The organism is Streptomyces lydicamycinicus (assembly GCF_000829715.2).
In the GTDB taxonomy this organism is placed as follows: domain Bacteria; phylum Actinomycetota; class Actinomycetes; order Streptomycetales; family Streptomycetaceae; genus Streptomyces; species Streptomyces lydicamycinicus.
Window position 1 is genome coordinate 128,132 of record NZ_BBNO01000005.1, and the last position, 21,099, is coordinate 149,230.

The 21,099-nt window shown below is 67.9% G+C and carries 18 protein-coding genes and 3 tRNA genes; 18 read left to right on the forward strand and 3 right to left on the reverse strand.

Going from position 1 to position 21,099, the window contains the following annotated elements:
- Positions 1 to 67: 67 nt before the first annotated feature.
- Entirely contained in the window at positions 68 to 1,330 is a 1,263-nt protein-coding gene (locus TU31_RS18230) for an amidohydrolase family protein (RefSeq protein ID WP_042155814.1), read from the reverse strand.
- Positions 1,331 to 1,512: 182 nt separating this feature from the next.
- On the opposite strand from TU31_RS18230, the gene TU31_RS18235 reads away from it, so the two are divergent.
- The 6 genes from TU31_RS18235 to TU31_RS18260 all read left to right on the forward strand — a co-directional run bounded on the left by TU31_RS18235 (position 1,513) and on the right by TU31_RS18260 (position 4,048).
- A tRNA-Thr gene (locus tag TU31_RS18235) sits at positions 1,513 to 1,585 on the forward strand.
- Between the two features lie 46 nt (positions 1,586 to 1,631).
- Positions 1,632 to 1,704 (forward strand) — tRNA-Met (locus TU31_RS18240).
- Positions 1,705 to 1,793: 89 nt separating this feature from the next.
- Positions 1,794 to 1,958: a 50S ribosomal protein L33 gene (rpmG, locus tag TU31_RS18245; RefSeq protein WP_006604855.1), complete on the forward strand. Its 165-nt coding sequence runs from the start codon at positions 1,794 to 1,796 to the stop codon at positions 1,956 to 1,958.
- 84 nt (positions 1,959 to 2,042) lie between these two features.
- A complete protein-coding gene (locus tag TU31_RS18250) occupies positions 2,043 to 2,495 on the forward strand; it encodes a MaoC family dehydratase N-terminal domain-containing protein (protein ID WP_042155816.1) in 453 nt (150 codons plus the stop codon).
- Between the two features lies 1 nt (position 2,496).
- Entirely contained in the window at positions 2,497 to 2,931 is a 435-nt protein-coding gene (locus tag TU31_RS18255) for a MaoC family dehydratase (protein WP_042155818.1), read from the forward strand.
- Between the two features lie 61 nt (positions 2,932 to 2,992).
- Positions 2,993 to 4,048: a UDP-N-acetylmuramate dehydrogenase gene (locus TU31_RS18260; RefSeq protein WP_042155819.1), complete on the forward strand. Its 1,056-nt coding sequence runs from the start codon at positions 2,993 to 2,995 to the stop codon at positions 4,046 to 4,048.
- A 37-nt stretch (positions 4,049 to 4,085) separates the two neighbouring features.
- Here the strand turns inward: TU31_RS18260 and TU31_RS18265 are convergent, their stop codons facing one another.
- Positions 4,086 to 5,129 (reverse strand): adenosine deaminase, encoded by a 1,044-nt coding sequence (locus TU31_RS18265; protein ID WP_042155821.1) that lies wholly within the window; start codon positions 5,127 to 5,129, stop codon positions 4,086 to 4,088.
- A 134-nt stretch (positions 5,130 to 5,263) separates the two neighbouring features.
- Positions 5,264 to 6,499 (reverse strand): pyridoxal phosphate-dependent aminotransferase, encoded by a 1,236-nt coding sequence (locus tag TU31_RS18270; RefSeq protein ID WP_042155823.1) that lies wholly within the window; start codon positions 6,497 to 6,499, stop codon positions 5,264 to 5,266.
- A 183-nt stretch (positions 6,500 to 6,682) separates the two neighbouring features.
- Here TU31_RS18270 and TU31_RS18275 point away from each other — a divergent pair.
- The 12 genes from TU31_RS18275 to rpsG all read left to right on the forward strand — a co-directional run bounded on the left by TU31_RS18275 (position 6,683) and on the right by rpsG (position 21,082).
- A tRNA-Trp gene (locus TU31_RS18275) sits at positions 6,683 to 6,755 on the forward strand.
- A 108-nt stretch (positions 6,756 to 6,863) separates the two neighbouring features.
- On the forward strand, positions 6,864 to 7,160 hold the full coding sequence (gene secE / locus TU31_RS18280) for a preprotein translocase subunit SecE (protein ID WP_042155825.1): 297 nt from the start codon (positions 6,864 to 6,866) through the stop codon (positions 7,158 to 7,160).
- Positions 7,161 to 7,233: 73 nt separating this feature from the next.
- Positions 7,234 to 8,100: a transcription termination/antitermination protein NusG gene (gene nusG, locus TU31_RS18285; protein ID WP_042155829.1), complete on the forward strand. Its 867-nt coding sequence runs from the start codon at positions 7,234 to 7,236 to the stop codon at positions 8,098 to 8,100.
- A gap of 168 nt (positions 8,101 to 8,268) precedes the next feature.
- Entirely contained in the window at positions 8,269 to 8,703 is a 435-nt protein-coding gene (rplK, locus tag TU31_RS18290) for a 50S ribosomal protein L11 (protein ID WP_009715899.1), read from the forward strand.
- 82 nt (positions 8,704 to 8,785) lie between these two features.
- Positions 8,786 to 9,502 carry a 50S ribosomal protein L1 gene (gene rplA / locus TU31_RS18295; protein WP_042155835.1) on the forward strand — a complete coding sequence of 239 codons (717 nt, stop codon included), beginning with the start codon at positions 8,786 to 8,788 and terminating at the stop codon, positions 9,500 to 9,502.
- Positions 9,503 to 9,936: 434 nt separating this feature from the next.
- Positions 9,937 to 10,488: a 50S ribosomal protein L10 gene (rplJ, locus tag TU31_RS18300; protein ID WP_042155838.1), complete on the forward strand. Its 552-nt coding sequence runs from the start codon at positions 9,937 to 9,939 to the stop codon at positions 10,486 to 10,488.
- 84 nt (positions 10,489 to 10,572) lie between these two features.
- Positions 10,573 to 10,959 carry a 50S ribosomal protein L7/L12 gene (gene rplL / locus TU31_RS18305; protein ID WP_042155841.1) on the forward strand — a complete coding sequence of 129 codons (387 nt, stop codon included), beginning with the start codon at positions 10,573 to 10,575 and terminating at the stop codon, positions 10,957 to 10,959.
- Between the two features lie 621 nt (positions 10,960 to 11,580).
- Positions 11,581 to 15,063: a DNA-directed RNA polymerase subunit beta gene (gene rpoB / locus TU31_RS18310; RefSeq protein ID WP_042155844.1), complete on the forward strand. Its 3,483-nt coding sequence runs from the start codon at positions 11,581 to 11,583 to the stop codon at positions 15,061 to 15,063.
- 99 nt (positions 15,064 to 15,162) lie between these two features.
- Positions 15,163 to 19,062, forward strand: a complete 3,900-nt coding sequence (locus TU31_RS18315) for a DNA-directed RNA polymerase subunit beta' (RefSeq protein ID WP_042155846.1) — start codon at positions 15,163 to 15,165, stop codon at positions 19,060 to 19,062.
- Positions 19,063 to 19,307: 245 nt separating this feature from the next.
- Positions 19,308 to 19,790, forward strand: coding sequence for a DUF1707 and DUF4190 domain-containing protein (locus TU31_RS18320; protein WP_042155848.1), 483 nt, complete (start codon positions 19,308 to 19,310; stop codon positions 19,788 to 19,790).
- 447 nt (positions 19,791 to 20,237) lie between these two features.
- Positions 20,238 to 20,609, forward strand: a complete 372-nt coding sequence (gene rpsL, locus TU31_RS18325; protein WP_003948652.1) for a 30S ribosomal protein S12 — start codon at positions 20,238 to 20,240, stop codon at positions 20,607 to 20,609.
- 2 nt (positions 20,610 to 20,611) lie between these two features.
- Entirely contained in the window at positions 20,612 to 21,082 is a 471-nt protein-coding gene (gene rpsG / locus TU31_RS18330; protein ID WP_004571813.1) for a 30S ribosomal protein S7, read from the forward strand.
- Positions 21,083 to 21,099: the final 17 nt, after the last annotated feature.

Below are 21,099 nucleotides of genomic sequence, written 5' to 3' on the forward strand. Positions count from 1 at the left end.
GTACGCCGAACCGCCGCCGCGTAGTGCGGGACCGGCCGGGGGAACGGCCCTTGTCCCCGCGCGCGGCTCAGCGCTGCGACTGCCGCGGCAGCTCCAGCGCCACATCCGCCGCCGAGTCGCAGTACTCCCGCACCGCGCTGGTACGGGCGACCACCCGCCCGCGGTGGATCACGATCCGGCTGTACGCGAGCGAGAGCACCCCCGCGATCCGCTCGCCCCGCACGGCCAGCAGCTCCGCGGGAAAGCCCGCCTCGACCCGTACCTCCGGCAGCCCCAGGGTCGCCCGGGCCGCCGAACTCACGCTCTCGTAGGCCGCCTCCGGCGTGGCCTCCCCCAGAGACGCCAGCAGATACGCGGCCTCCAACGGGTCACCGCGCCCCACCGGATTCGCCACGTCCCGCAGCGCCCCGCTGCCCGCCGCCACCTGGACACCGGCCGCCCGCAGCAGCCGTACGGGCGCCGGCCGCGACACCCGCGAGCCGTACCGCTCCAGGCCCGTGCAGTCGCCCTGCGGCAGACAGACGACGGCGACCCCGGCGGCCGCCAGCTGCTCGGCGACCCGCGCCGCCACGCTCCGCGGCATCCGCGCCATCCCGGCACACGGGCCGAGCGCGACGCCCGGCCGCAGCCCGCCGGACATCGCCGCGAACCGCGCCAGCCGCGCCGGATCGTCCCCGTCGGTGTGCAGATCCACCGGGCAGCCGTGCTCCCCGGCCAGCTCCAGAACCGTCTCGACGTACCCGGCCGGATCGGGGTCCAGGTCCGGGCAGCCGCCGATGACCGAGGCGCCCATCTTCACCGCGTCCCGCAGCATCGCCAGCCCGTCCGCCCCGGCCACCCCGGTCAGCACCCGCGGCACCGCTACCGCCGCCAGATCGGCCAGCCCGCGCAGCGACCGGCGCGCCTGGAGCACCGCCTCCAGCGAGCGCAGACCCTGTACGTCGCCGATCCTGACGTGACTGCGTGAGGCGGTGGCGCCGTGCCCCAGCTGGAGCAGCGCGGCCTCGGTCGTCCGGCGCTGTACGTCCTCCGGCGAACGGGAGGCGGGGCCGTCGGAGTCGGCGGTCAGGGCGGTGTCGCAGTGCGCATGGGGTTCGGCGGGGGCGGGGAGCAGGAGGTAGCCGGCGAGGTCGACGCGGGCGCCCTGCGGGGCGAGGCTGCCGGCCGTCCCGACGGCCTCGATGCGTCCGCCGCCGAGCCGTACGTCCACCGTCCGCCCGTCGGCGAGCCGGGCGCCGCACAACACGAGCGCACCGCTTTCCGACCTGGCGAACCGGCCGGGCCCGACGGGCTTTCCCGGCTGCGGCTGCGGCGAACTGCTGTCGGACATCGCGCTCCTCGAAGGCACCGGCGTGCAAGATCACGCAGCGTTCTTCTGAGCCTAGGCCGCTGCCGGGAGAGCGTTGCGCAAGCGCGAAATAGTCGTACCGGTGTGGTGCGCGGGGCCGCTGTGGCACGGCCCGGATACGGATTTCACGTTTGGCGGCGGGCCGTGTAATGTCTTCATCGCTCGCCCCAATAGCTCAGTCGGCAGAGCGTCTCCATGGTAAGGAGAAGGTCTACGGTTCGATTCCGTATTGGGGCTCTGATGTGTGAGGTTCCCGCCTTCGGGCGGGGCCCCCTCGCATCGCAGCGGTGTAGCTCAGTCGGTAGAGCAAGCGGCTCATAATCGCTGTGTCACCGGTTCAAGTCCGGTCACCGCTACTGACAGTAGCCGATTGTGGGGTCGGTCCTCCGATCGGCTACTCTTTTATGCGTTAATCCGACCACCCGTCCGTCCAAGGAGCACTCACGTGGCTGCCACCGACGTCCGCCCGAAGATCACGCTGGCCTGCGTGGAGTGCAAGGAGCGGAACTACATCACCAAGAAGAACCGGCGCAACGACCCGGACCGTCTTGAGATGAAGAAGCACTGCCCCCGTTGCAACTCGCACACCGCGCACCGCGAGACGCGATAACACAGGCTCGCCCGTGAGGCCGTCCCCATTCGTGGGGGCGGCCTCACGGCGTTGTCACCATCAGTACAGGGAGGTTGCGAGCCCATGGCGCTCGACCAGTCTTTTGTCGGACGCACGTACCCGCCCACCGACCCGTACGAGGTCGGCCGGGAAAAGATCCGTGAATTCGCCGAGTCGATCGGCGACCCCAACCCCGCTTACACCGACGCCGAAGCGGCCAAGGCACTCGGGTACTCCGATGTGATCGCTCCGCCGACTTTTGTGTTCGCCATCACTTTCAAGGCCGCGGGACAGGTCATCGAGGACCCGCAACTGGGCCTGGACTACAGCCGGGTGGTTCACGGCGACCAGAAATTCGCCTACACCCGCCCCGTGCGCAGCGGGGACCGGTTGTCCGTCACCTCCACCATCGAGGCCATCAAGACCATGGCGGGCAACGACATCATCGACATCCGCGGCGAGGTGCACGACGAGGCGGGCGAACACGTCGTGACCGCGTTCACCAAGCTGGTGGCCCGTGCCGCGAAGGAGGCCTGAGATGACCGCGAAGATTTCCTATGACGAGGTCGAGGTCGGCACGGAACTCCCGGCGCAGACCTTCCCGGTGAGCCGCGCCACGCTCGTCCGGTACGCGGGCGCCTCCGGTGACTTCAACCCGATCCACTGGAACGAGAAGTTCGCCAAGGAGGTCGGGCTGCCGGACGTCATCGCGCACGGCATGTTCACCATGGCCGAGGCGATCCGGGTGGTCACCGACTGGGCCGGGGACCCGGGCGCGGTCGCCGAATACGGGGTGCGCTTCACCAAGCCCGTCATCGTCCCCAACGACGAGACCGGCGCACTGATCGAGGTCAGCGCCAAGGTCGCCGCCAAGCTGGACGACGACGACCGTACGGTCCGCGTCGACCTCACCGCGATGAGCGCCGGCCAGAAGGTGCTGGGCATGTCCCGCGCCGTGGTCCGCCTCGCCTGAGCCGGGGCCGCCGGGGGCGTCCGGCCGAGCGCTGTCGGACCGCCCCCGTACCCTTGGGCGCGTGCAGGAACTCCACGACGCCCCCCTCGCCCCGCTGACCACCTTCCGCCTCGGCGGCCCGGCCACCCGCCTCGTCACGGCCACCACCGACGACGAGGTGATCGCCGCCGTCCGCGCGGCCGACGACACCGGGACCCCGCTGCTGATCATCGGCGGCGGCAGCAACCTCGTCATCGGCGACAAGGGCTTCGACGGCACGGCCCTGCGCATCGCCACCCGCAGCTTCACGCTCGACGGCACGACCCTCACGCTCGCCGCGGGGGAGAACTGGTCCGACGCGGTCGCCCGCACGGTCGAGGCCGGACTGGCCGGTGTGGAGTGCCTGGCCGGCATCCCCGGCTCCGCGGGCGCCACCCCGATCCAGAACGTGGGCGCGTACGGCCAGGAGGTCTCCGCCACGATCACCGAGGTCGTCGCCTACGACCGCCGCCGCGGCGAGACCGTCACGATCCCCAATGCGGAGTGCGGCTTCTCCTACCGCCACAGCCGCTTCAAGCAGCACCCCGACCGGTTCGTGGTGCTGCGGGTGCGCTTCGCCCTGGAGGACGCCGGAGGCCTGTCCGCGCCCCTGAAGTACCCCGAGACCGCCCGCGCCCTCGGTGTGGAGGCCGGGGACCGGGTCCCGGCAGCCGTCGCCCGGGAGACCGTGCTGGCCCTGCGCGCCGGCAAGGGCATGGTGCTGGACCCCGAGGACCACGACACCTGGTCGGCGGGCTCGTTCTTCACCAACCCGATCCTCACCGAGGCCGAGCACGCCGTCTTCGTCCGCCGCGTCCGGGACCGCCTCGGCCCCGACGTCGCCCCGCCCGCCTTCCCGGCCGGCGACGGCCTGGTGAAGACCTCCGCGGCCTGGCTCATCGACCGGGCCGGCTTCACCAAGGGCTACGGCAGCGGCCCCGCTCGCATCTCCACCAAGCACACCCTCGCGCTCACCAACCGCGGCGCGGCCACCACCGAGGACCTGCTCGCCCTGGCCCGCGAGGTCCGCGACGGCGTGCACGCGGCCTTCGGCGTCACGCTCGTCAACGAACCCGTCACGGTCGGCGTCAGCCTCTAGCCGACCTCTGGCGGGCCTCCAGCGGGCCTCTGGCGCCCTACGCGGCCAGCCAGGCGTCGATCTCCGCCAGCAGCCCCTGCTGCGCGTCCTGCGGCGCGCACGAGCCGCGGACCGACTGCCGGGCCAGCTCGGCCAGTTCGGCGTCGGTGAAGCCGTGCGCGCTGCGGGCGATCTCGTACTGCGCGGCCAGCCGCGCGCCGAACAGCAGCGGATCGTCCGCGCCCAGTGCCATCGGCACGCCCGCGTCGAAGAGCGCCCGCAGCGGCACGTCCTCCGGCTTCTCGTAGACCCCCAGCGCCACATTCGACGCGGGGCACACCTCGCACGTCACCCCGCGCGAGGCCAGCCGGCTCAACAGCACGGGATCCTCCGCGGCCCGTACGCCGTGCCCCACCCGGCCGGCATGCAGATCGTCCAGACAGTCCCGGACGCTCGCCGGCCCCGACAGCTCGCCGCCGTGCGGAGCCGCCAGCAGGCCGCCCTCCCGGGCGATGGCGAAGGCGCGGTCGAAGTCCCGGGCGAATCCCCGGCGTTCGTCGTTGGACAGCCCGAAGCCGATCACGCCGCGGTCGGCGTAGCGCACCGCGAGACGCGCCAGCGTACGGGCGTCCAGGGGGTGCTTCATCCGGTTCGCGGCCACCAGGACGCGGATACCGAGCCCGGTGTCCCGGGAGGCGCTCTGCACCGCGTCCAGGATGATCTCCAGGGCCGGGATCAGCCCGCCCAGCCGCGGGGCGTACGAGGTCGGGTCGACCTGGATCTCCAGCCAGCGCGACCCGTCCCGGACGTCCTCCTCGGCGGCCTCACGCACCAGCCGCTGGATGTCCTCGGGCGTCCGCAGACACGACCGCGCGATGTCGTACAGCCGCTGGAAACGGAACCAGCCGCGCTCGTCCGTGGCTCTGAGCTGGGGAGGTTCACCGCTCCGCAGTGCCTCCGGCAGATGGACGCCGTACTTGTCGGCGAGGTCCAGCAGGGTCGCGGACCGCATCGAACCGGTGAAGTGCAGGTGCAGATGGGCCTTCGGCAATCGGCGCAGGTCTCGAATGGCGGCTTCATCGCGGGCACGAACGCTCTCCATCCGAAGATCTTGCCGTATGGGAGCGGGCGCCGGTAGGGCCTTTCCCGAAGGGGTGTCCGGCGGAACGCGCGCACGGGCGCCCGGAAGGCTCCGGACGCCCGTCTGCACCTACGATTTTTCGGAGGTTGCCTAGATCACTTGGCCTCCGCCAGCAGCTTCTGGATCCGCGACACGCCCTCGACCAGGTCCTCGTCGCCCAGCGCATACGAAAGCCGCAGGTAGCCGGGGGTGCCGAAGGCTTCACCCGGGACGACGGCGACCTCCGCCTCCTCCAGGATCAGCTCGGCCAGCTCGACGCTGGTCTGCGGGCGCTTCCCGCGGATCTCCTTGCCCAGGAGCTCCTTGACCGACGGGTAGGCGTAGAACGCGCCCTCCGGCTCCGGGCACAGCACCCCGTCGATCTCGTTGAGCATCCGCACGATGGTCTTGCGGCGCCGGTCGAAGGCGACCTTCATCTCCTCGACCGCCGTCAGATCGCCGGAGACCGCCGCGATCGCCGCGGCCTGCGCGACGTTCGAGACGTTGGACGTGGCGTGCGACTGGAGGTTCGTGGCGGCCTTGATGACGTCCTTGGGGCCGATCGCCCAGCCCACCCGCCAGCCGGTCATCGCGTAGGTCTTCGCCACACCGTTGACGATGATGCACTTCTCGCGCAGCTCGGGCACGACCACCGGCAGCGACGAGAACGCGGCGTCGCCGTAGACCAGGTGCTCGTAGATCTCGTCGGTCAGCACCCACAGGCCGTGCTCGGCGGCCCAGCGGCCGACCGCCTCGACCTGCTCGCGGCTGTAGACCGCGCCGGTCGGGTTCGACGGCGAGACGAACAGCAGCACCTTGGTGCGGTCCGTACGGGCCGCCTCCAGCTGCTCCACGGTCACGCGGTAGCCCGTGGTCTCGTCCGCGACGACATCGACCGGCACCCCGCCCGCCAGCCGGATCGACTCGGGGTAGGTGGTCCAGTACGGAGCCGGGACGATGACCTCGTCGCCCGGGTCGAGGATCGCTGCGAACGCCTCGTAGATCGCCTGCTTGCCGCCGTTCGTCACCAGGACGTTCGCGGGCTCGATCTCGTAGCCGGAGTCGCGCAGCGTCTTCGCGGCGATCGCGGCCTTCAGCTCGGGGAGGCCGCCGGCCGGGGTGTAGCGGTGGTACTTCGGGTTGCGGCAGGCCTCGGTCGCCGCCTCGACGATGTAGTCGGGCGTCGGGAAGTCGGGCTCACCGGCACCGAAGCCGATCACCGGGCGTCCGGCGGCCTTGAGGGCCTTCGCCTTGGCGTCGACGGCCAGGGTCGCGGACTCGGAAATCGCACCGACGCGGGCCGAGACACGGCGGTCGGCAGGGGACGAAGCGGGAGGAGTGGCAGCGCTCATACCTGCATCGTCCCAGACCTCCGACAAGCCCGGCACATGGATCGGCGGGCACCACCCGGGACGTTTCTGTTCGACGCCCGGCTCTGAAGCACGTACACTCGCTGACCGTTGGCTCCCGACAGGTCGCCGCGGTGCACGCACGTAGTGCAGTCAGCCGCATGCGGTAGGTTGGGGGAACCACAAAGGGTCGTAGCTCAATTGGTAGAGCACTGGTCTCCAAAACCAGCGGTTGGGGGTTCAAGTCCCTCCGGCCCTGCTACACGCACTTCGTCACCACAGTGCGTGCACGCGTACGTATGAAATGCACCGCCGTGCGGCTCAACCGGGCGCGGCACGGCCACGACCCGGATTCAGGTGAGGACGAGTGACGGACGCCCTGGGCTCCATCGACATGCCTGAGCGCGGTCGTTCCGAGGACGACACCGCGGAATCCCAGAAGAAGCCCCGTCGCGGCGGCAAGCGCGGCAAGAAGGGCCCCTTCGCGCGGCTCGCGCTCTTCTACCGCCAGGTCGTGGCGGAACTCCGCAAGGTCGTCTGGCCCACGCGCAGCCAGCTGTCGACGTACACCAGCGTGGTGATCGTCTTCGTTGTCATCATCATCGGTCTCGTAACCGTGATTGACTTGGGAATCAACCGAGTCGTCGGGTACGTCTTCGGCTGATCCCGCGGAGGGCGCCTCAGCGGGCGCCCATTTCGCATGTTCAACCCCTTGAAGCCAGGAAGAAGCAGCCACCGTGTCTGACCCGAACCTGAACGACGCCGCCGACTCCGCCGAGACGGCAGCGGCCGACGTGGACGCGGCTGCCTCGGCCGAGGTCGAGGGCGACGACACCGCGCTTGAGATCGTCGAGGGCGTCGACGAGGCCGACGAGCTCGACGCCGAGGACGCTGCCGCCGGCGAGCCCGCCGAAGAGGCCGCGGTGCACACCGAAGAGGACGCCGAGGCCACCGCCGAGGTGGACGAGGACGAGGAGCAGGAGCCGGTCGACCCGGTGGCCGCCCTCCGCGACGAGCTCCGCGGCCTCCCCGGTGAGTGGTACGTCATCCACACCTACGCGGGTTACGAGAACCGCGTGAAGACCAACCTCGAACAGCGTGCCGTTTCGCTGAACGTCGAGGACTACATCTTCCAGGCCGAGGTGCCGCAGGAAGAGGTCGCCCAGATCAAGAACGGCGAGCGCAAGACCATCCGCCAGAACAAGCTCCCGGGCTACGTGCTGGTGCGCATGGACCTGACGAACGAGTCCTGGGGCGTCGTCCGCAACACCCCGGGCGTCACGGGCTTCGTCGGCAACGCCTACGACCCCTACCCGCTGACGCTGGACGAGATCGTCAAGATGCTCGCCCCGGAGGCCGAGGAGAAGGCCGCCAAGGAGGCCGCCGCGGCCGAGGGCAAGCCGGCGCCGTCCCGCAAGGTCGAGGTCCAGGTGCTGGACTTCGAGGTGGGCGACTCCGTCACCGTCACCGACGGCCCGTTCGCGACGCTCCAGGCCACGATCAACGAGATCAACGCCGACTCGAAGAAGGTCAAGGGCCTCGTCGAGATCTTCGGCCGCGAGACCCCGGTCGAGCTGAGCTTCGACCAGATCCAGAAGAACTAGGTTCTTCCGGACCACCAGCCAAATCGACCAGGTCAGACGGGCTCACAGCCGGTCTGACCTGCTCGGTTTTTGGCCGCACGACCATACCCGTTATCGTTGTGCGGTATGCCTCCATCCGGATGACCGGGTGGATCGGCGAAACACCTCTCACTAGGACCCGGAGAGAGCATGCCTCCCAAGAAGAAGAAGGTCACGGGGCTTATCAAGCTCCAGATCCAGGCCGGTGCCGCAAACCCGGCTCCGCCGGTCGGCCCCGCGCTGGGTCAGCACGGCGTCAACATCATGGAGTTCTGCAAGGCCTACAACGCCGCGACCGAGTCGCAGCGTGGCATGGTCGTGCCGGTGGAGATCACGGTCTACGAGGACCGTTCCTTCACCTTCATCACCAAGACCCCGCCGGCCGCGAAGCTCATCCTGAAGGCCGCGGGCGTGGAGAAGGGCTCCGGCGAGCCGCACAAGACCAAGGTCGCGAAGATCACGCGTGACCAGGTCCGTGACATCGCCACCACCAAGATGCCCGACCTGAACGCCAACGACCTGGACGCCGCCGAGAAGATCATCGCCGGCACCGCCCGTTCCATGGGCATCACGGTCGAGGGCTGATCCCAGCCCTTCAGGCACCACACGTGGCAGGGCCAGGCGCTGGTCCGCACCACGACTCCACCCCACTGCATCAGGAGCAGAAGTGAAGCGCAGCAAGACTCTTCGCAACGCGGACGCGAAGATCGACCGGGAGCGTCTGTACGCCCCCCTCGAGGCCGTCCGTCTCGCCAAGGACACCGCGTCCGTCAAGTTCGACGCGACCGTCGAGGTCGCCATGCGTCTGGGTGTCGACCCGCGCAAGGCCGACCAGATGGTCCGTGGCACCGTGAACCTCCCGCACGGCACCGGTAAGACCGCCCGGGTCCTGGTCTTCGCGACCGGTGACCGTGCTGCGGCCGCGGAAGCCGCCGGCGCCGACATCGTCGGCTCGGACGAACTGATCGACGAGGTCTCCAAGGGCCGTCTGGACTTCGACGCCGTCGTCGCCACCCCGGACCTCATGGGCAAGGTCGGCCGCCTCGGCCGCGTGCTCGGTCCGCGTGGTCTGATGCCGAACCCGAAGACCGGCACCGTCACCCCGGATGTCGCCAAGGCTGTCACCGACATCAAGGGCGGCAAGATCGAGTTCCGCGTGGACAAGCACGCGAACCTCCACTTCATCATCGGCAAGGTCTCCTTCGACGAGGCCAAGCTCGTGGAGAACTACGCCGCGGCGCTCGAGGAGATCAACCGCCTCAAGCCGTCCGCTGCCAAGGGCCGCTACATCAAGAAGGCCACCATCACCACCACGATGGGCCCTGGCATCCCGGTGGACTCCAACCGCACCCGCAACCTCCTCGTCGAGGACGAGGCCGTCTGATCTTCCCGATCGGCGCCTCGTAGCGTGTGACCACTGTCGTCAGGCCCCGCTCTCCCGCAAGGAGGGCGGGGCCTGACGCATGCTGTGCCGCCCTCAGCGGCCGCGCCGGGCCTCGGGGCGAGGGCGGGGCGGAAGGCGCGCTCCAGCGGCCGGGAGCGCGTCCGGTGCCTGCTCTCGGTCGATTTGCCTGACGCAGGGCTCTCCCGTACCGTATGCGGAAGCCAAAGACCGCTGGTTGTCTCTGTGCGCCCGATCCCGGGTGTGCAGTGGCCGAAGGATCCGCTAGCTGCGGACGGCCTGCGCAGGTGTGTATGGATGAACTCCCGGGCGGATTTCTGCCTTGGTCGAGTACGCCCCGTGCGCCTGCGCCGGGGCGTTTGTTTTGCCCAGCCCCTTCTGCGCGGTCCTCATCACCCGGAAGGAGGCCGAGGCTCATGGCGACGTCTGACAAGATCGCAGCCGTTGAGGAGATCACTTCGAAGCTCCGTGACTCCAACGCAGCTGTTGTGACTTCTTACACCGGACTGACTGTGGCGCAGCTCAAGGAGCTGCGTCGTTCTCTCGGCGAGAACGCTCAGTACCGTGTGGTGAAGAACACGCTGACCAAGATCGCGGCCCAGGAGGCCGGGATTCAGCTGGACGAGCACCTCAAGGGCTCGACCGCTGTTGCTTTCGTGACCGGTGACCCGGTCACGGCGGCGAAGGGTCTGCGTGACTTCGCCAAGGAAAACCCCTCTCTCGTCATCAAGGGCGGTGTCCTTGAAGGCAAGGCGCTGTCCGCCGACGAGATCAAGAAGCTTGCGGACCTCGAGTCCCGTGAGGTTCTGCTCGCCAAGCTGGCGGGTGGCATGAAGGCGTCCATGGCCAAGGCCGCGGCGACCTTCCAGGCCCCGCTCACGAAGTTCGCCCGCACCGCGGACGCGCTTCGCAGCAAGGTCGAGCAGGGCGGTGCCGGTACGCCGGCTCCCGCCGAGGCTGCCGAGTAATCACTCGGACGCCCAGCGGGCCCGTAGTACGCCCGCCAGACATGTACATCCGGCACCAGCCGAATTAGTGGAAGGACCGCCACCATGGCGAAGCTCAGCCAGGAAGACCTGCTCGCGCAGTTCGAGGAGATGACCCTCATCGAGCTCTCCGAGTTCGTGAAGCTCTTCGAGGAGAAGTTCGACGTCGAGGCTGCCGCCCCGGTCGCCGTTGCCGCCGCCGGTGCCCCGGGCGCCCCGGCCGCCGCCGCCGAGGAGGAGAAGGACGAGTTCGACGTCATCCTCACCGGTGCGGGCGACAAGAAGATCCAGGTCATTAAGGTCGTGCGTGAGCTGACCTCCCTGGGTCTGAAGGAGGCCAAGGACCTCGTCGACGGCACCCCGAAGCCGGTCCTCGAGAAGGTCGCCAAGGACGCCGCCGAGAAGGCCGCCGAGTCCCTCAAGGGCGCCGGCGCCTCCGTCGAGGTCAAGTGACCCCACTGAGTCTCTGACTCACGTCCACAGCGCCTCTGGCGCGCCGGACACCAGCGAAGGGCGATCACCCATGCGGGTGGTCGCCCTTCGGCGTGCTCGCCACGGCTGCGTTGTCTCGCGCCTGCGTGCGAGTATGGTGATCATCGTTGCCCGGACGTGCCCCCATGTGACGATCTCCCAGAGGTGGGGGGCCTTGACGAACCGGACGCGGCGCGCAATTCTCGGGACGCGACGCAGAAGCGATCCAGGGTTCGAGGCATGGATCGCGGACGAAGAGGGAAGCATCGGTGTGCGCCACTGGCGCAGGGCTTTCGGCAGGCGCATGGCATTGAGAAGAACAAACGAGGGCTTCCTCCGGTGCGGAGGGCGTGACCTCCCGGAGGGAGAAGATCGGTATCACGGTGCTGAACCGGTCTCCGGAAACTCGCTCTGGACATCAGTGTGCCAAGTGGCTACACTGACCCTTTGCGCTGCCTGTTAGCTGCTCCCTGCCCGTCACCAGGGGCATACCCGAGCCCGAGCAAACCTGAATGAACCGCCCTGAACTGGGCTTTTCCTCAGTCTGCTCGATTCGGGACCGGTACGCGCGTAGTGAGTCCGAGCCCTCGGAAGGACCCCCTCTTGGCCGCCTCGCGCAACGCCTCGACTGCCAATACGAACAACGGCGACAGCACCGCCCCGCTGCGCATCTCTTTTGCGAAGATCAAGGAGCCCCTCGGGGTTCCGAACCTCCTTGCGCTGCAGACCGAAAGCTTCGACTGGCTGCTCGGCAATGCCGCATGGAAGGGTCGCGTCGAGGCTGCGCTGGAGAGTGGGCAGGAAGTCCCCACCAAGTCCGGTCTTGAGGAGATCTTCGAAGAGATCTCCCCGATCGAGGACTTCTCCGGGTCGATGTCGCTGACGTTCCGCGACCACCGCTTCGAGCCCCCGAAGAACTCCATCGACGAGTGCAAGGAGCGCGACTTCACGTACGCGGCTCCGCTCTTCGTCACCGCCGAGTTCACCAACAACGAGACCGGCGAGATCAAGTCCCAGACGGTCTTCATGGGCGACTTCCCGCTCATGACGAACAAGGGCACCTTCTGCATCAACGGCACCGAGCGTGTCGTCGTCTCGCAGCTGGTGCGCTCGCCGGGCGTGTACTTCGACAGCTCCATCGACAAGACGTCCGACAAGGACATCTTCTCCGCCAAGATCATCCCGTCCCGGGGTGCCTGGCTGGAGATGGAGATCGACAAGCGCGACATGGTCGGTGTGCGCATCGACCGTAAGCGCAAGCAGTCCGTGACCGTTCTGCTCAAGGCGCTCGGCTGGACCACCGAGCAGATCCTCGAGGAGTTCGGCGAGTACGAGTCCATGCGCGCCACCCTGGAGAAGGACCACACCCAGGGCCAGGACGACGCGCTGCTCGACATCTACCGCAAGCTGCGTCCGGGCGAGCCGCCGACGCGCGAGGCCGCGCAGACGCTGCTGGAGAACCTGTACTTCAACCCCAAGCGCTACGACCTCGCGAAGGTCGGCCGCTACAAGGTCAACAAGAAGCTCGGTGGCGACGAGCCGCTCGACGCCGGTGTGCTGACCACCGATGACGTCATCGCGACGATCAAGTACCTGGTCAAGCTGCACGCCGGCGAGACCGAGACGATCGGCGAGAACGGCAACTCCATCGTTGTCGAGACCGACGACATCGACCACTTCGGCAACCGCCGTCTGCGCAACGTCGGCGAGCTCATCCAGAACCAGGTCCGCACGGGTCTGGCTCGTATGGAGCGCGTCGTGCGTGAGCGCATGACGACCCAGGACGTCGAGGCGATCACGCCGCAGACCCTGATCAACATCCGGCCGGTCGTCGCCTCCATCAAGGAGTTCTTCGGCACCAGCCAGCTGTCCCAGTTCATGGACCAGACCAACCCGCTGTCGGGTCTGACCCACAAGCGCCGTCTGTCGGCGCTGGGCCCGGGTGGTCTCTCCCGTGAGCGGGCCGGCCTGGACGTCCGTGACGTGCACCCCTCGCACTACGGCCGCATGTGCCCGATTGAGACCCCTGAGGGTCCCAACATTGGTCTCATCGGCTCGCTGGCCTCCTACGGCCGGGTCAACGTCTTCGGCTTCATCGAGACGCCGTACCGCAAGGTCGTCGACGGCCAGGTCACGGAGGAGGTGGACTACCTCACCGCTGATGAGGAGGACCGCTTCCTGATCGCCCAGGCCAACGCGAAGCTGACCGACGACATGCGCTTCGCCGAGCAGCGTGTCCTGGTCCGCCGTCGTGGCGGCGAGGTCGACCTGGTCCCCGCCGACGAGGTCGACTTCATGGACGTCTCGCCGCGCCAGATGGTGTCGGCCGCGACCGCCATGATTCCGTTCCTTGAGCACGACGACGCCAACCGCGCGCTCATGGGATCGAACATGATGCGCCAGGCCGTTCCGCTGATCAAGGCGGAGTCGCCGCTGGTCGGCACCGGCATGGAGTACCGCTGCGCGGTCGACGCCGGTGACGTCATCAAGGCCGAGAAGGACGGTGTGGTCCAGGAGGTCTCCGCGGACTACATCACCGTCGCCAACGACGACGGCACGTACACCACGTACCGCGTCGCCAAGTTCACCCGCTCCAACCAGGGCACCTCCTTCAACCAGAAGGTCGTCGTGGACGAGGGCGCGCGGGTCATTGAGGGCCAGGTCCTCGCCGACGGTCCGTCCACGGACGAAGGCGAGATGGCGCTCGGCAAGAACCTGCTCGTGGCGTTCATGCCGTGGGAGGGCCACAACTACGAGGACGCGATCATCCTGTCGCAGCGCCTCGTGCAGGACGACGTCCTCTCCTCGATCCACATCGAGGAGCACGAGGTCGACGCCCGTGACACCAAGCTGGGCCCCGAGGAGATCACCCGGGACATCCCGAACGTCTCCGAGGAGGTCCTCTCCGACCTCGACGAGCGCGGCATCATCCGTATCGGTGCCGAGGTCGTCGCCGGCGACATCCTCGTCGGCAAGGTCACGCCCAAGGGTGAGACCGAGCTGACCCCCGAGGAGCGCCTGCTCCGCGCGATCTTCGGTGAGAAGGCGCGCGAGGTGCGCGACACCTCGCTGAAGGTGCCGCACGGTGAGATCGGCAAGGTCATCGGCGTCCGCGTCTTCGACCGCGAAGAGGGCGACGAGCTGCCCCCGGGCGTGAACCAGCTGGTCCGCGTCTACGTTGCGCAGAAGCGCAAGATCACCGACGGTGACAAGCTCGCCGGCCGTCACGGCAACAAGGGCGTCATCTCGAAGATCCTGCCGGTCGAGGACATGCCGTTCCTGGAGGACGGCACCCCGGTCGACATCATCCTCAACCCGCTGGGTGTCCCGTCCCGAATGAACCCGGGACAGGTCCTGGAGATCCACCTCGGCTGGCTCGCCAGCCAGGGCTGGAAGGTCGAGGGTGGCGAGGAGTGGCAGCAGCGGCTCCAGGCGATCGGCGCCGACGACGTCGCTCCCCGCACCAACGTCGCGACCCCGGTCTTCGACGGTGCGCGCGAGGACGAGCTGGCGGGTCTCTTCGACTCGACGCTCCCCAACCGCGACGGCGAGCGGATGGTCAAGAGCTCCGGCAAGGCCCAGCTGTTCGACGGCCGCTCCGGTGAGCCGTTCCCGGACCCGATCTCGGTCGGGTACATGTACATCCTCAAGCTGCACCACCTGGTCGACGACAAGCTCCACGCGCGTTCGACCGGTCCGTACTCGATGATCACCCAGCAGCCGCTGGGTGGTAAGGCTCAGTTCGGTGGCCAGCGGTTCGGTGAGATGGAGGTGTGGGCGCTGGAGGCATACGGCGCCGCATACGCCCTCCAGGAGCTGCTGACGATCAAGTCCGACGACGTGACCGGCCGCGTGAAGGTCTACGAGGCCATCGTCAAGGGCGAGAACATCCCCGAGCCCGGCATTCCCGAGTCCTTCAAGGTGCTCATCAAGGAAATGCAGTCCCTGTGCCTCAACGTGGAGGTGCTGTCCTCGGACGGCATGTCCATCGAGATGCGCGACACCGACGAGGACGTCTTCCGCGCTGCGGAGGAGCTCGGCATCGACCTGTCCCGGCGCGAGCCGAGCAGCGTCGAAGAGGTCTGACGGGAGTTCGGCCGGGGAGCCAGTGATGGTTCCCCGGCCGGCCCCAGGACCCCCGTTTCAGACCCCAAGACTTACAACCCTGAGAGGGATTGACGCATAGTGCTCGACGTCAACTTCTTCGATGAGCTCCGGATCGGTCTGGCCACCGCTGACGACATCCGTCAGTGGAGCCACGGCGAGGTCAAGAAGCCCGAGACCATCAACTACCGCACCCTCAAGCCCGAAAAGGACGGACTCTTCTGCGAGAAGATCTTCGGTCCGACCCGGGACTGGGAGTGCTACTGCGGTAAGTACAAGCGCGTCCGCTTCAAGGGCATCATCTGCGAGCGCTGCGGCGTCGAGGTCACTCGCGCCAAGGTGCGCCGTGAGCGGATGGGCCACATCGAGCTGGCCGCTCCCGTGACCCACATCTGGTACTTCAAGGGCGTGCCGAGCCGGCTGGGCTACCTGCTGGACCTCGCGCCCAAGGACCTTGAGAAGGTCATCTACTTCGCCGCCTACATGATCACGTGGGTGGACGAGGAGCGCCGCACGCGCGACCTGCCCTCGCTGGAGGCGCATGTCTCCGTCGAGCGTCAGCAGATCGAGCAGCGCCGCGACTCCGACCTGGAGGCCCGCGCCAAGAAGCTCGAGACCGACCTGGCCGAGCTGGAGGCCGAGGGCGCCAAGGCGGACGTGCGCCGCAAGGTGCGCGAGGGTGCCGAGCGTGAGATGAAGCAGCTGCGTGACCGTGCGCAGCGCGAGATCGACCGTCTCGACGAGGTCTGGAACCGCTTCAAGAACCTCAAGGTCCAGGACCTGGAGGGCGACGAGCTGCTCTACCGCGAGCTGCGGGACCGCTTCGGCACGTACTTCGACGGCTCCATGGGTGCCGCTGCCCTGCAGAAGCGCCTGGAGACCTTCGACCTCGACGAGGAGGCCGAGCGCCTCCGCGAGATCATCCGTACCGGCAAGGGCCAGAAGAAGACCCGTGCGCTCAAGCGCCTCAAGGTCGTCTCCGCCTTCCTCCAGACCCGCAACAGCCCCAAGGGCATGGTGCTGGACTGCATCCCGGTGATCCCGCCGGACCTGCGTCCGATGGTGCAGCTGGACGGTGGCCGCTTCGCGACCTCCGACCTGAACGACCTGTACCGCCGTGTGATCAACCGCAACAACCGTCTGAAGCGGCTTCTCGACCTCGGTGCGCCCGAGATCATCGTGAACAACGAGAAGCGGATGCTCCAGGAGGCCGTCGACGCGCTGTTCGACAACGGCCGCCGCGGTCGCCCGGTCACCGGTCCCGGTAACCGTCCGCTGAAGTCCCTCAGCGACATGCTGAAGGGTAAGCAGGGCCGCTTCCGTCAGAACCTGCTCGGTAAGCGAGTCGACTACTCGGCGCGTTCCGTCATCGTCGTCGGCCCGCAGCTCAAGCTGCACCAGTGCGGTCTGCCCAAGGCCATGGCGCTGGAGCTCTTCAAGCCGTTCGTGATGAAGCGCCTGGTGGACCTCAACCACGCGCAGAACATCAAGAGCGCCAAGCGCATGGTCGAGCGCGGCCGCACGGTCGTCTACGACGTGCTCGAAGAGGTCATCGCCGAGCACCCGGTGCTGCTGAACCGTGCGCCCACGCTGCACCGTCTGGGCATCCAGGCCTTCGAGCCGCAGCTGGTCGAGGGCAAGGCCATTCAGATTCACCCGCTCGTCTGCACCGCGTTCAACGCGGACTTCGACGGTGACCAGATGGCCGTCCACCTCCCGCTGTCCGCGGAGGCCCAGGCCGAGGCCCGCATCCTGATGCTGTCCTCGAACAACATCCTCAAGCCGGCCGACGGCCGTCCGGTCACCATGCCGACCCAGGACATGGTGCTCGGTCTCTTCTTCCTCACCACGGATGAAGAGGAGCGCGAGGTCAAGGGTGAGGGCCGGGCCTTCGGCTCGGTCGCCGAGGCCATCATGGCCTTCGACGCCCGTGAGCTCTCGCTTCAGGCGAAGGTCGACATCCGCTTCCCGATCGGCACCGTCCCGCCCCGCGGCTGGACCCCGCCGGTTCCGGAGGAGGGCGAGCCCGAGTGGCAGCAGGGTGACAGCTTCCGGCTGCGGACGACCCTGGGCCGTGCGCTCTTCAACGAGCTGCTGCCCGAGGACTACCCGTTCGTCGACTACTCGGTGGGCAAGAAGCAGCTCTCCGCGATCGTCAACGACCTGGCCGAGCGCTACCCGAAGGTCATCGTGGCGGCGACGCTCGACAACCTGAAGGCGGCCGGCTTCCACTGGGCGACCCGTTCCGGCGTCACCGTCGCCGTCTCGGACATCGTCGTGCCGGAGGCCAAGAAGGCCATCGTCGCGGGCTACGAGGCCCAGGACGAGAAGGTCCAGAAGCAGTACGAGCGCGGTCTGATCACCAAGGACGAGCGCACTCAGGAACTGATCAACATCTGGACCAAGGCGACCAACGAGGTCGCCGAGGCGATGAACGAGAACTTCCCCAAGACGAACCCCATCTTCATGATGGTTGACTCGGGTGCCCGAGGAAACATGATGCAGATGCGGCAGATCGCCGGTATGCGTGGTCTGGTGTCGAACGCGAAGAACGAGACCATCCCGCGTCCGATTAAGGCGTCGTTCCGCGAGGGTCTGTCCGTGCTGGAGTACTTCATCTCCACCCACGGTGCCCGTAAGGGTCTGGCGGACACCGCTCTGCGTACCGCCGACTCCGGTTACCTCACCCGTCGTCTGGTCGACGTCTCCCAGGACGTCATCATTCGCGAGGAGGACTGCGGTACGGAGCGCGGCCTCAAGCTGCGGATCGCCTCGAAGGACGCCGCCGGTGTCCTGCGCAAGGCGGACGACGTCGAGTCCAGCGTCTACGCACGCATGCTGGCCGAGGATGTCGTCGTCGACGGCAAGGTCGTCGCCCCGGCGAACGTCGACCTCGGTGACGTGCTCATCGACGCGCTGGTCAACGCGGGCGTCGAGGAGGTCAAGACCCGCTCGGTCCTGACCTGTGAGTCCGCGGTCGGCACCTGTGCCTTCTGCTACGGCCGTTCGCTGGCCACCGGCAAGCTGGTCGACATCGGTGAGGCGGTCGGCATCATCGCCGCCCAGTCCATCGGTGAGCCCGGCACCCAGCTGACGATGCGTACCTTCCACACCGGTGGTGTGGCCGGTGACGACATCACCCTGGGTCTGCCGCGTGTCGTCGAGCTCTTCGAGGCCCGTACGCCCAAGGGTGTCGCCCCGATCTCGGAGGCGGCCGGCCGCGTCCGGATCGAGGAGACCGAGAAGACCAAGAAGGTCATCGTCACGCCGGACGACGGCAGCGACGAGACGGCTTACGGCGTCTCCAAGCGTGCCCGTCTCCTGGTGGGCGAGGGCGACCACGTCACGGTCGGCCAGCCGCTGACCGTGGGTGCCGTCAACCCGCACGACGTGCTGCGGATCCTCGGCCAGCGTGCCGTCCAGGTCCACCTGGTCGGCGAGGTCCAGAAGGTCTACAACAGCCAGGGCGTGGCGATCCACGACAAGCACATCGAGATCATCATCCGGCAGATGCTGCGCCGTGTGACGATCATCGAGTCCGGCGACGCGGAGCTGCTGCCGGGCGAGCTCGTGGAGCGCACGAAGTTCGAGGGCGAGAACCGTCGGGTCGTGGCGGAAGGCGGCCACCCGGCCTCCGGCCGTCCGCAGCTGATGGGTATCACCAAGGCTTCGCTGGCGACGGAATCCTGGCTGTCGGCCGCCTCCTTCCAGGAGACGACCCGAGTCCTGACGGACGCGGCGATCAACGCCAAGTCCGACTCGCTCATCGGCCTCAAGGAGAACGTCATCATCGGTAAGCTCATCCCGGCCGGTACGGGCCTGTCCCGTTACCGCAACATCCGGGTCGAGCCCACCGAAGAGGCCAAGGCCGCGATGTACTCGGCCGTCGGTTACGACGACATCGACTACTCGCCCTTCGGCACCGGCTCCGGCCAGGCGGTCCCGCTGGAGGACTACGACTACGGTCCGTACAACCAGTAATCCTGGTCCGTACGACAGCGACAGGGCGGTCATCCCTTACGGGGTGGCCGCCCTGCGGCGTGGGGGCGGGAGGTGTTCCGGGCCATCCTGACGGTCTGGGAGCCCCGCGGGGGAACTCGTCCTCCCATTGCTGCGTCTGTGATGACAAGATGGGGAGAACTGTCGAGCGGGGGGAGGTTCGCGAAGTGGCATTCCAGCCGTGGCAGGGCGGTCAGCCGGCTCAGCCGTCGAATCAGGTGCCTGCCATGCGTGCCTCGCACGCCGATCGTGAGCGTACGGTCGATGTGCTGAAGGCGGGATTCGCCGAGGGGCGGCTTCAGCAGCCGGAGTACGAGCAGCGGATCGCACGGGCCTACAAGGCGCAGACGCACGCCGAGCTGCAGATGCTGGTCGCGGACCTGCCGCAGGGACCGGTGCCGCAGGCGCAGTTCGTGCCGCAGCGGCCGATGGTGCCGGCGACGTTCATGCCGATGCAGATGCCGATGCCGGTGACGACGAACAGCTCGGCGACGGGCGCGCTGGTCTGCGGGATCATGACGCCGGTGACCTGGGGTCTGACGGCGATTCCGGCGGTGATCCTGGGGCACAAGGCGCGGGCCGAGATCCGCCGGTCCGGGGAGCGCGGTGACGGCCAGGCCCTCACCGGTCTGATTCTGGGCTGGCTGGCGATCGGTGGCTGGGCGCTGTTCCTACTGATCCTCATCCTCTCCGCCGCGGTCAACCTCTAGGGGCCGTCCGGTGGAGCCGCCCGCGGTCGGGCGGCGGTTCCCGGGGCCCCGGGGGAGGGCCGGCGCGGGGGCGTGGTGCCTTCTTCCGTACGGCCGTGGATCCCACTACGGTGACCGCAACGCCGTGAGGAGTCCGGCGTGTCCTTCGCGTGTGCATTTGTTTTGACCGCAGCCAATGCGGTAGGTACGCTCTGACCTTGTGCCTGGGGTGTCCCTGGGCTGCCGTGCGCGCACTCTCCCACTGGAGTACCTGCCGGGCCGTAAGGCCGTGGGAGGACTTCGTCCGGAGTGCCACCAGCACGGAAGCCGGGTTTTGACACCGCAATCTGCCGCCTCACTCGTTCCAGCGAGGGACCGGACTGCAGTATTCGACACACCCGACCGCGTGGGTCGGGGAATGTTCCAGGTTAGCTTTACCGAGACTGGCACACAGAAACCGGAGAAACGGTGCCTACGATCCAGCAGCTGGTCCGCAAGGGCCGGCAGGACAAGGTCGAGAAGAACAAGACGCCCGCGCTCGAGGGTTCGCCCCAGCGCCGTGGCGTCTGCACGCGTGTTTTCACCACCACCCCGAAGAAGCCGAACTCGGCCCTGCGTAAGGTCGCGCGTGTGCGTCTGACCAGCGGGATCGAGGTCACCGCTTACATTCCGGGTGAGGGCCACAACCTCCAGGAGCACTCGATCGTGCTCGTGCGTGGCGGCCGTGTGAAGGACCTGCCGGGTGTTCGGTACAAGATCATCCGCGGCTCCCTCGACACGCAGGGCGTCAAGAACCGCAAGCAGGCTCGCAGCCGCTACGGCGCCAAGAAGGAGAAGTAAGAATGCCTCGTAAGGGCCCCGCCCCGAAGCGCCCGGTCATCATCGACCCGGTCTACGGCTCTCCTCTGGTGACCTCCCTCATCAACAAGGTGCTGCTGAACGGAAAGCGCTCCACCGCCGAGCGCATCGTTTACGGCGCCATGGAGGGTCTGCGCGAGAAGACCGGTAACGACCCGGTCATCACGCTCAAGCGCGCGCTCGAGAACATCAAGCCGACCCTTGAGGTCAAGTCCCGCCGCGTCGGTGGCGCGACCTACCAGGTCCCGGTCGAGGTCAAGCCCGGCCGTGCCGCCACCCTCTCGCTCCGCTGGCTCGTGGGCTACTCCCGCGCCCGCCGCGAGAAGACCATGACCGAGCGCCTCATGAACGAACTGCTGGACGCCTCCAACGGCCTCGGCGCTTCGGTCAAGAAGCGTGAGGACACGCACAAGATGGCCGAGTCCAACAAGGCCTTCGCGCACTACCGCTGGTAGTCGCAACCCACATCGAG

Excerpts from the sequence above, each read along its gene's own strand:
- TU31_RS18270 (WP_042155823.1), bottom strand. The coding sequence starts at position 6,499 with ATGAGCGCTGCCACTCCTCCCGCTTCGTCCCCTGCCGACCGCCGTGTC.
- rpsG (WP_004571813.1), top strand. The coding sequence starts at position 20,612 with ATGCCTCGTAAGGGCCCCGCCCCGAAGCGCCCGGTCATCATCGACCCG.
- TU31_RS18265 (WP_042155821.1), bottom strand. The coding sequence starts at position 5,129 with ATGGAGAGCGTTCGTGCCCGCGATGAAGCCGCCATTCGAGACCTGCGC.
- rplJ (WP_042155838.1), top strand. The coding sequence starts at position 9,937 with ATGGCGACGTCTGACAAGATCGCAGCCGTTGAGGAGATCACTTCGAAG.
- TU31_RS18250 (WP_042155816.1), top strand. The coding sequence starts at position 2,043 with ATGGCGCTCGACCAGTCTTTTGTCGGACGCACGTACCCGCCCACCGAC.
- rplL (WP_042155841.1), top strand. The coding sequence starts at position 10,573 with ATGGCGAAGCTCAGCCAGGAAGACCTGCTCGCGCAGTTCGAGGAGATG.
- TU31_RS18255 (WP_042155818.1), top strand. The coding sequence starts at position 2,497 with ATGACCGCGAAGATTTCCTATGACGAGGTCGAGGTCGGCACGGAACTC.
- TU31_RS18320 (WP_042155848.1), top strand. The coding sequence starts at position 19,308 with ATGCGTGCCTCGCACGCCGATCGTGAGCGTACGGTCGATGTGCTGAAG.
- TU31_RS18230 (WP_042155814.1), bottom strand. The coding sequence starts at position 1,330 with ATGTCCGACAGCAGTTCGCCGCAGCCGCAGCCGGGAAAGCCCGTCGGG.
- rplK (WP_009715899.1), top strand. The coding sequence starts at position 8,269 with ATGCCTCCCAAGAAGAAGAAGGTCACGGGGCTTATCAAGCTCCAGATC.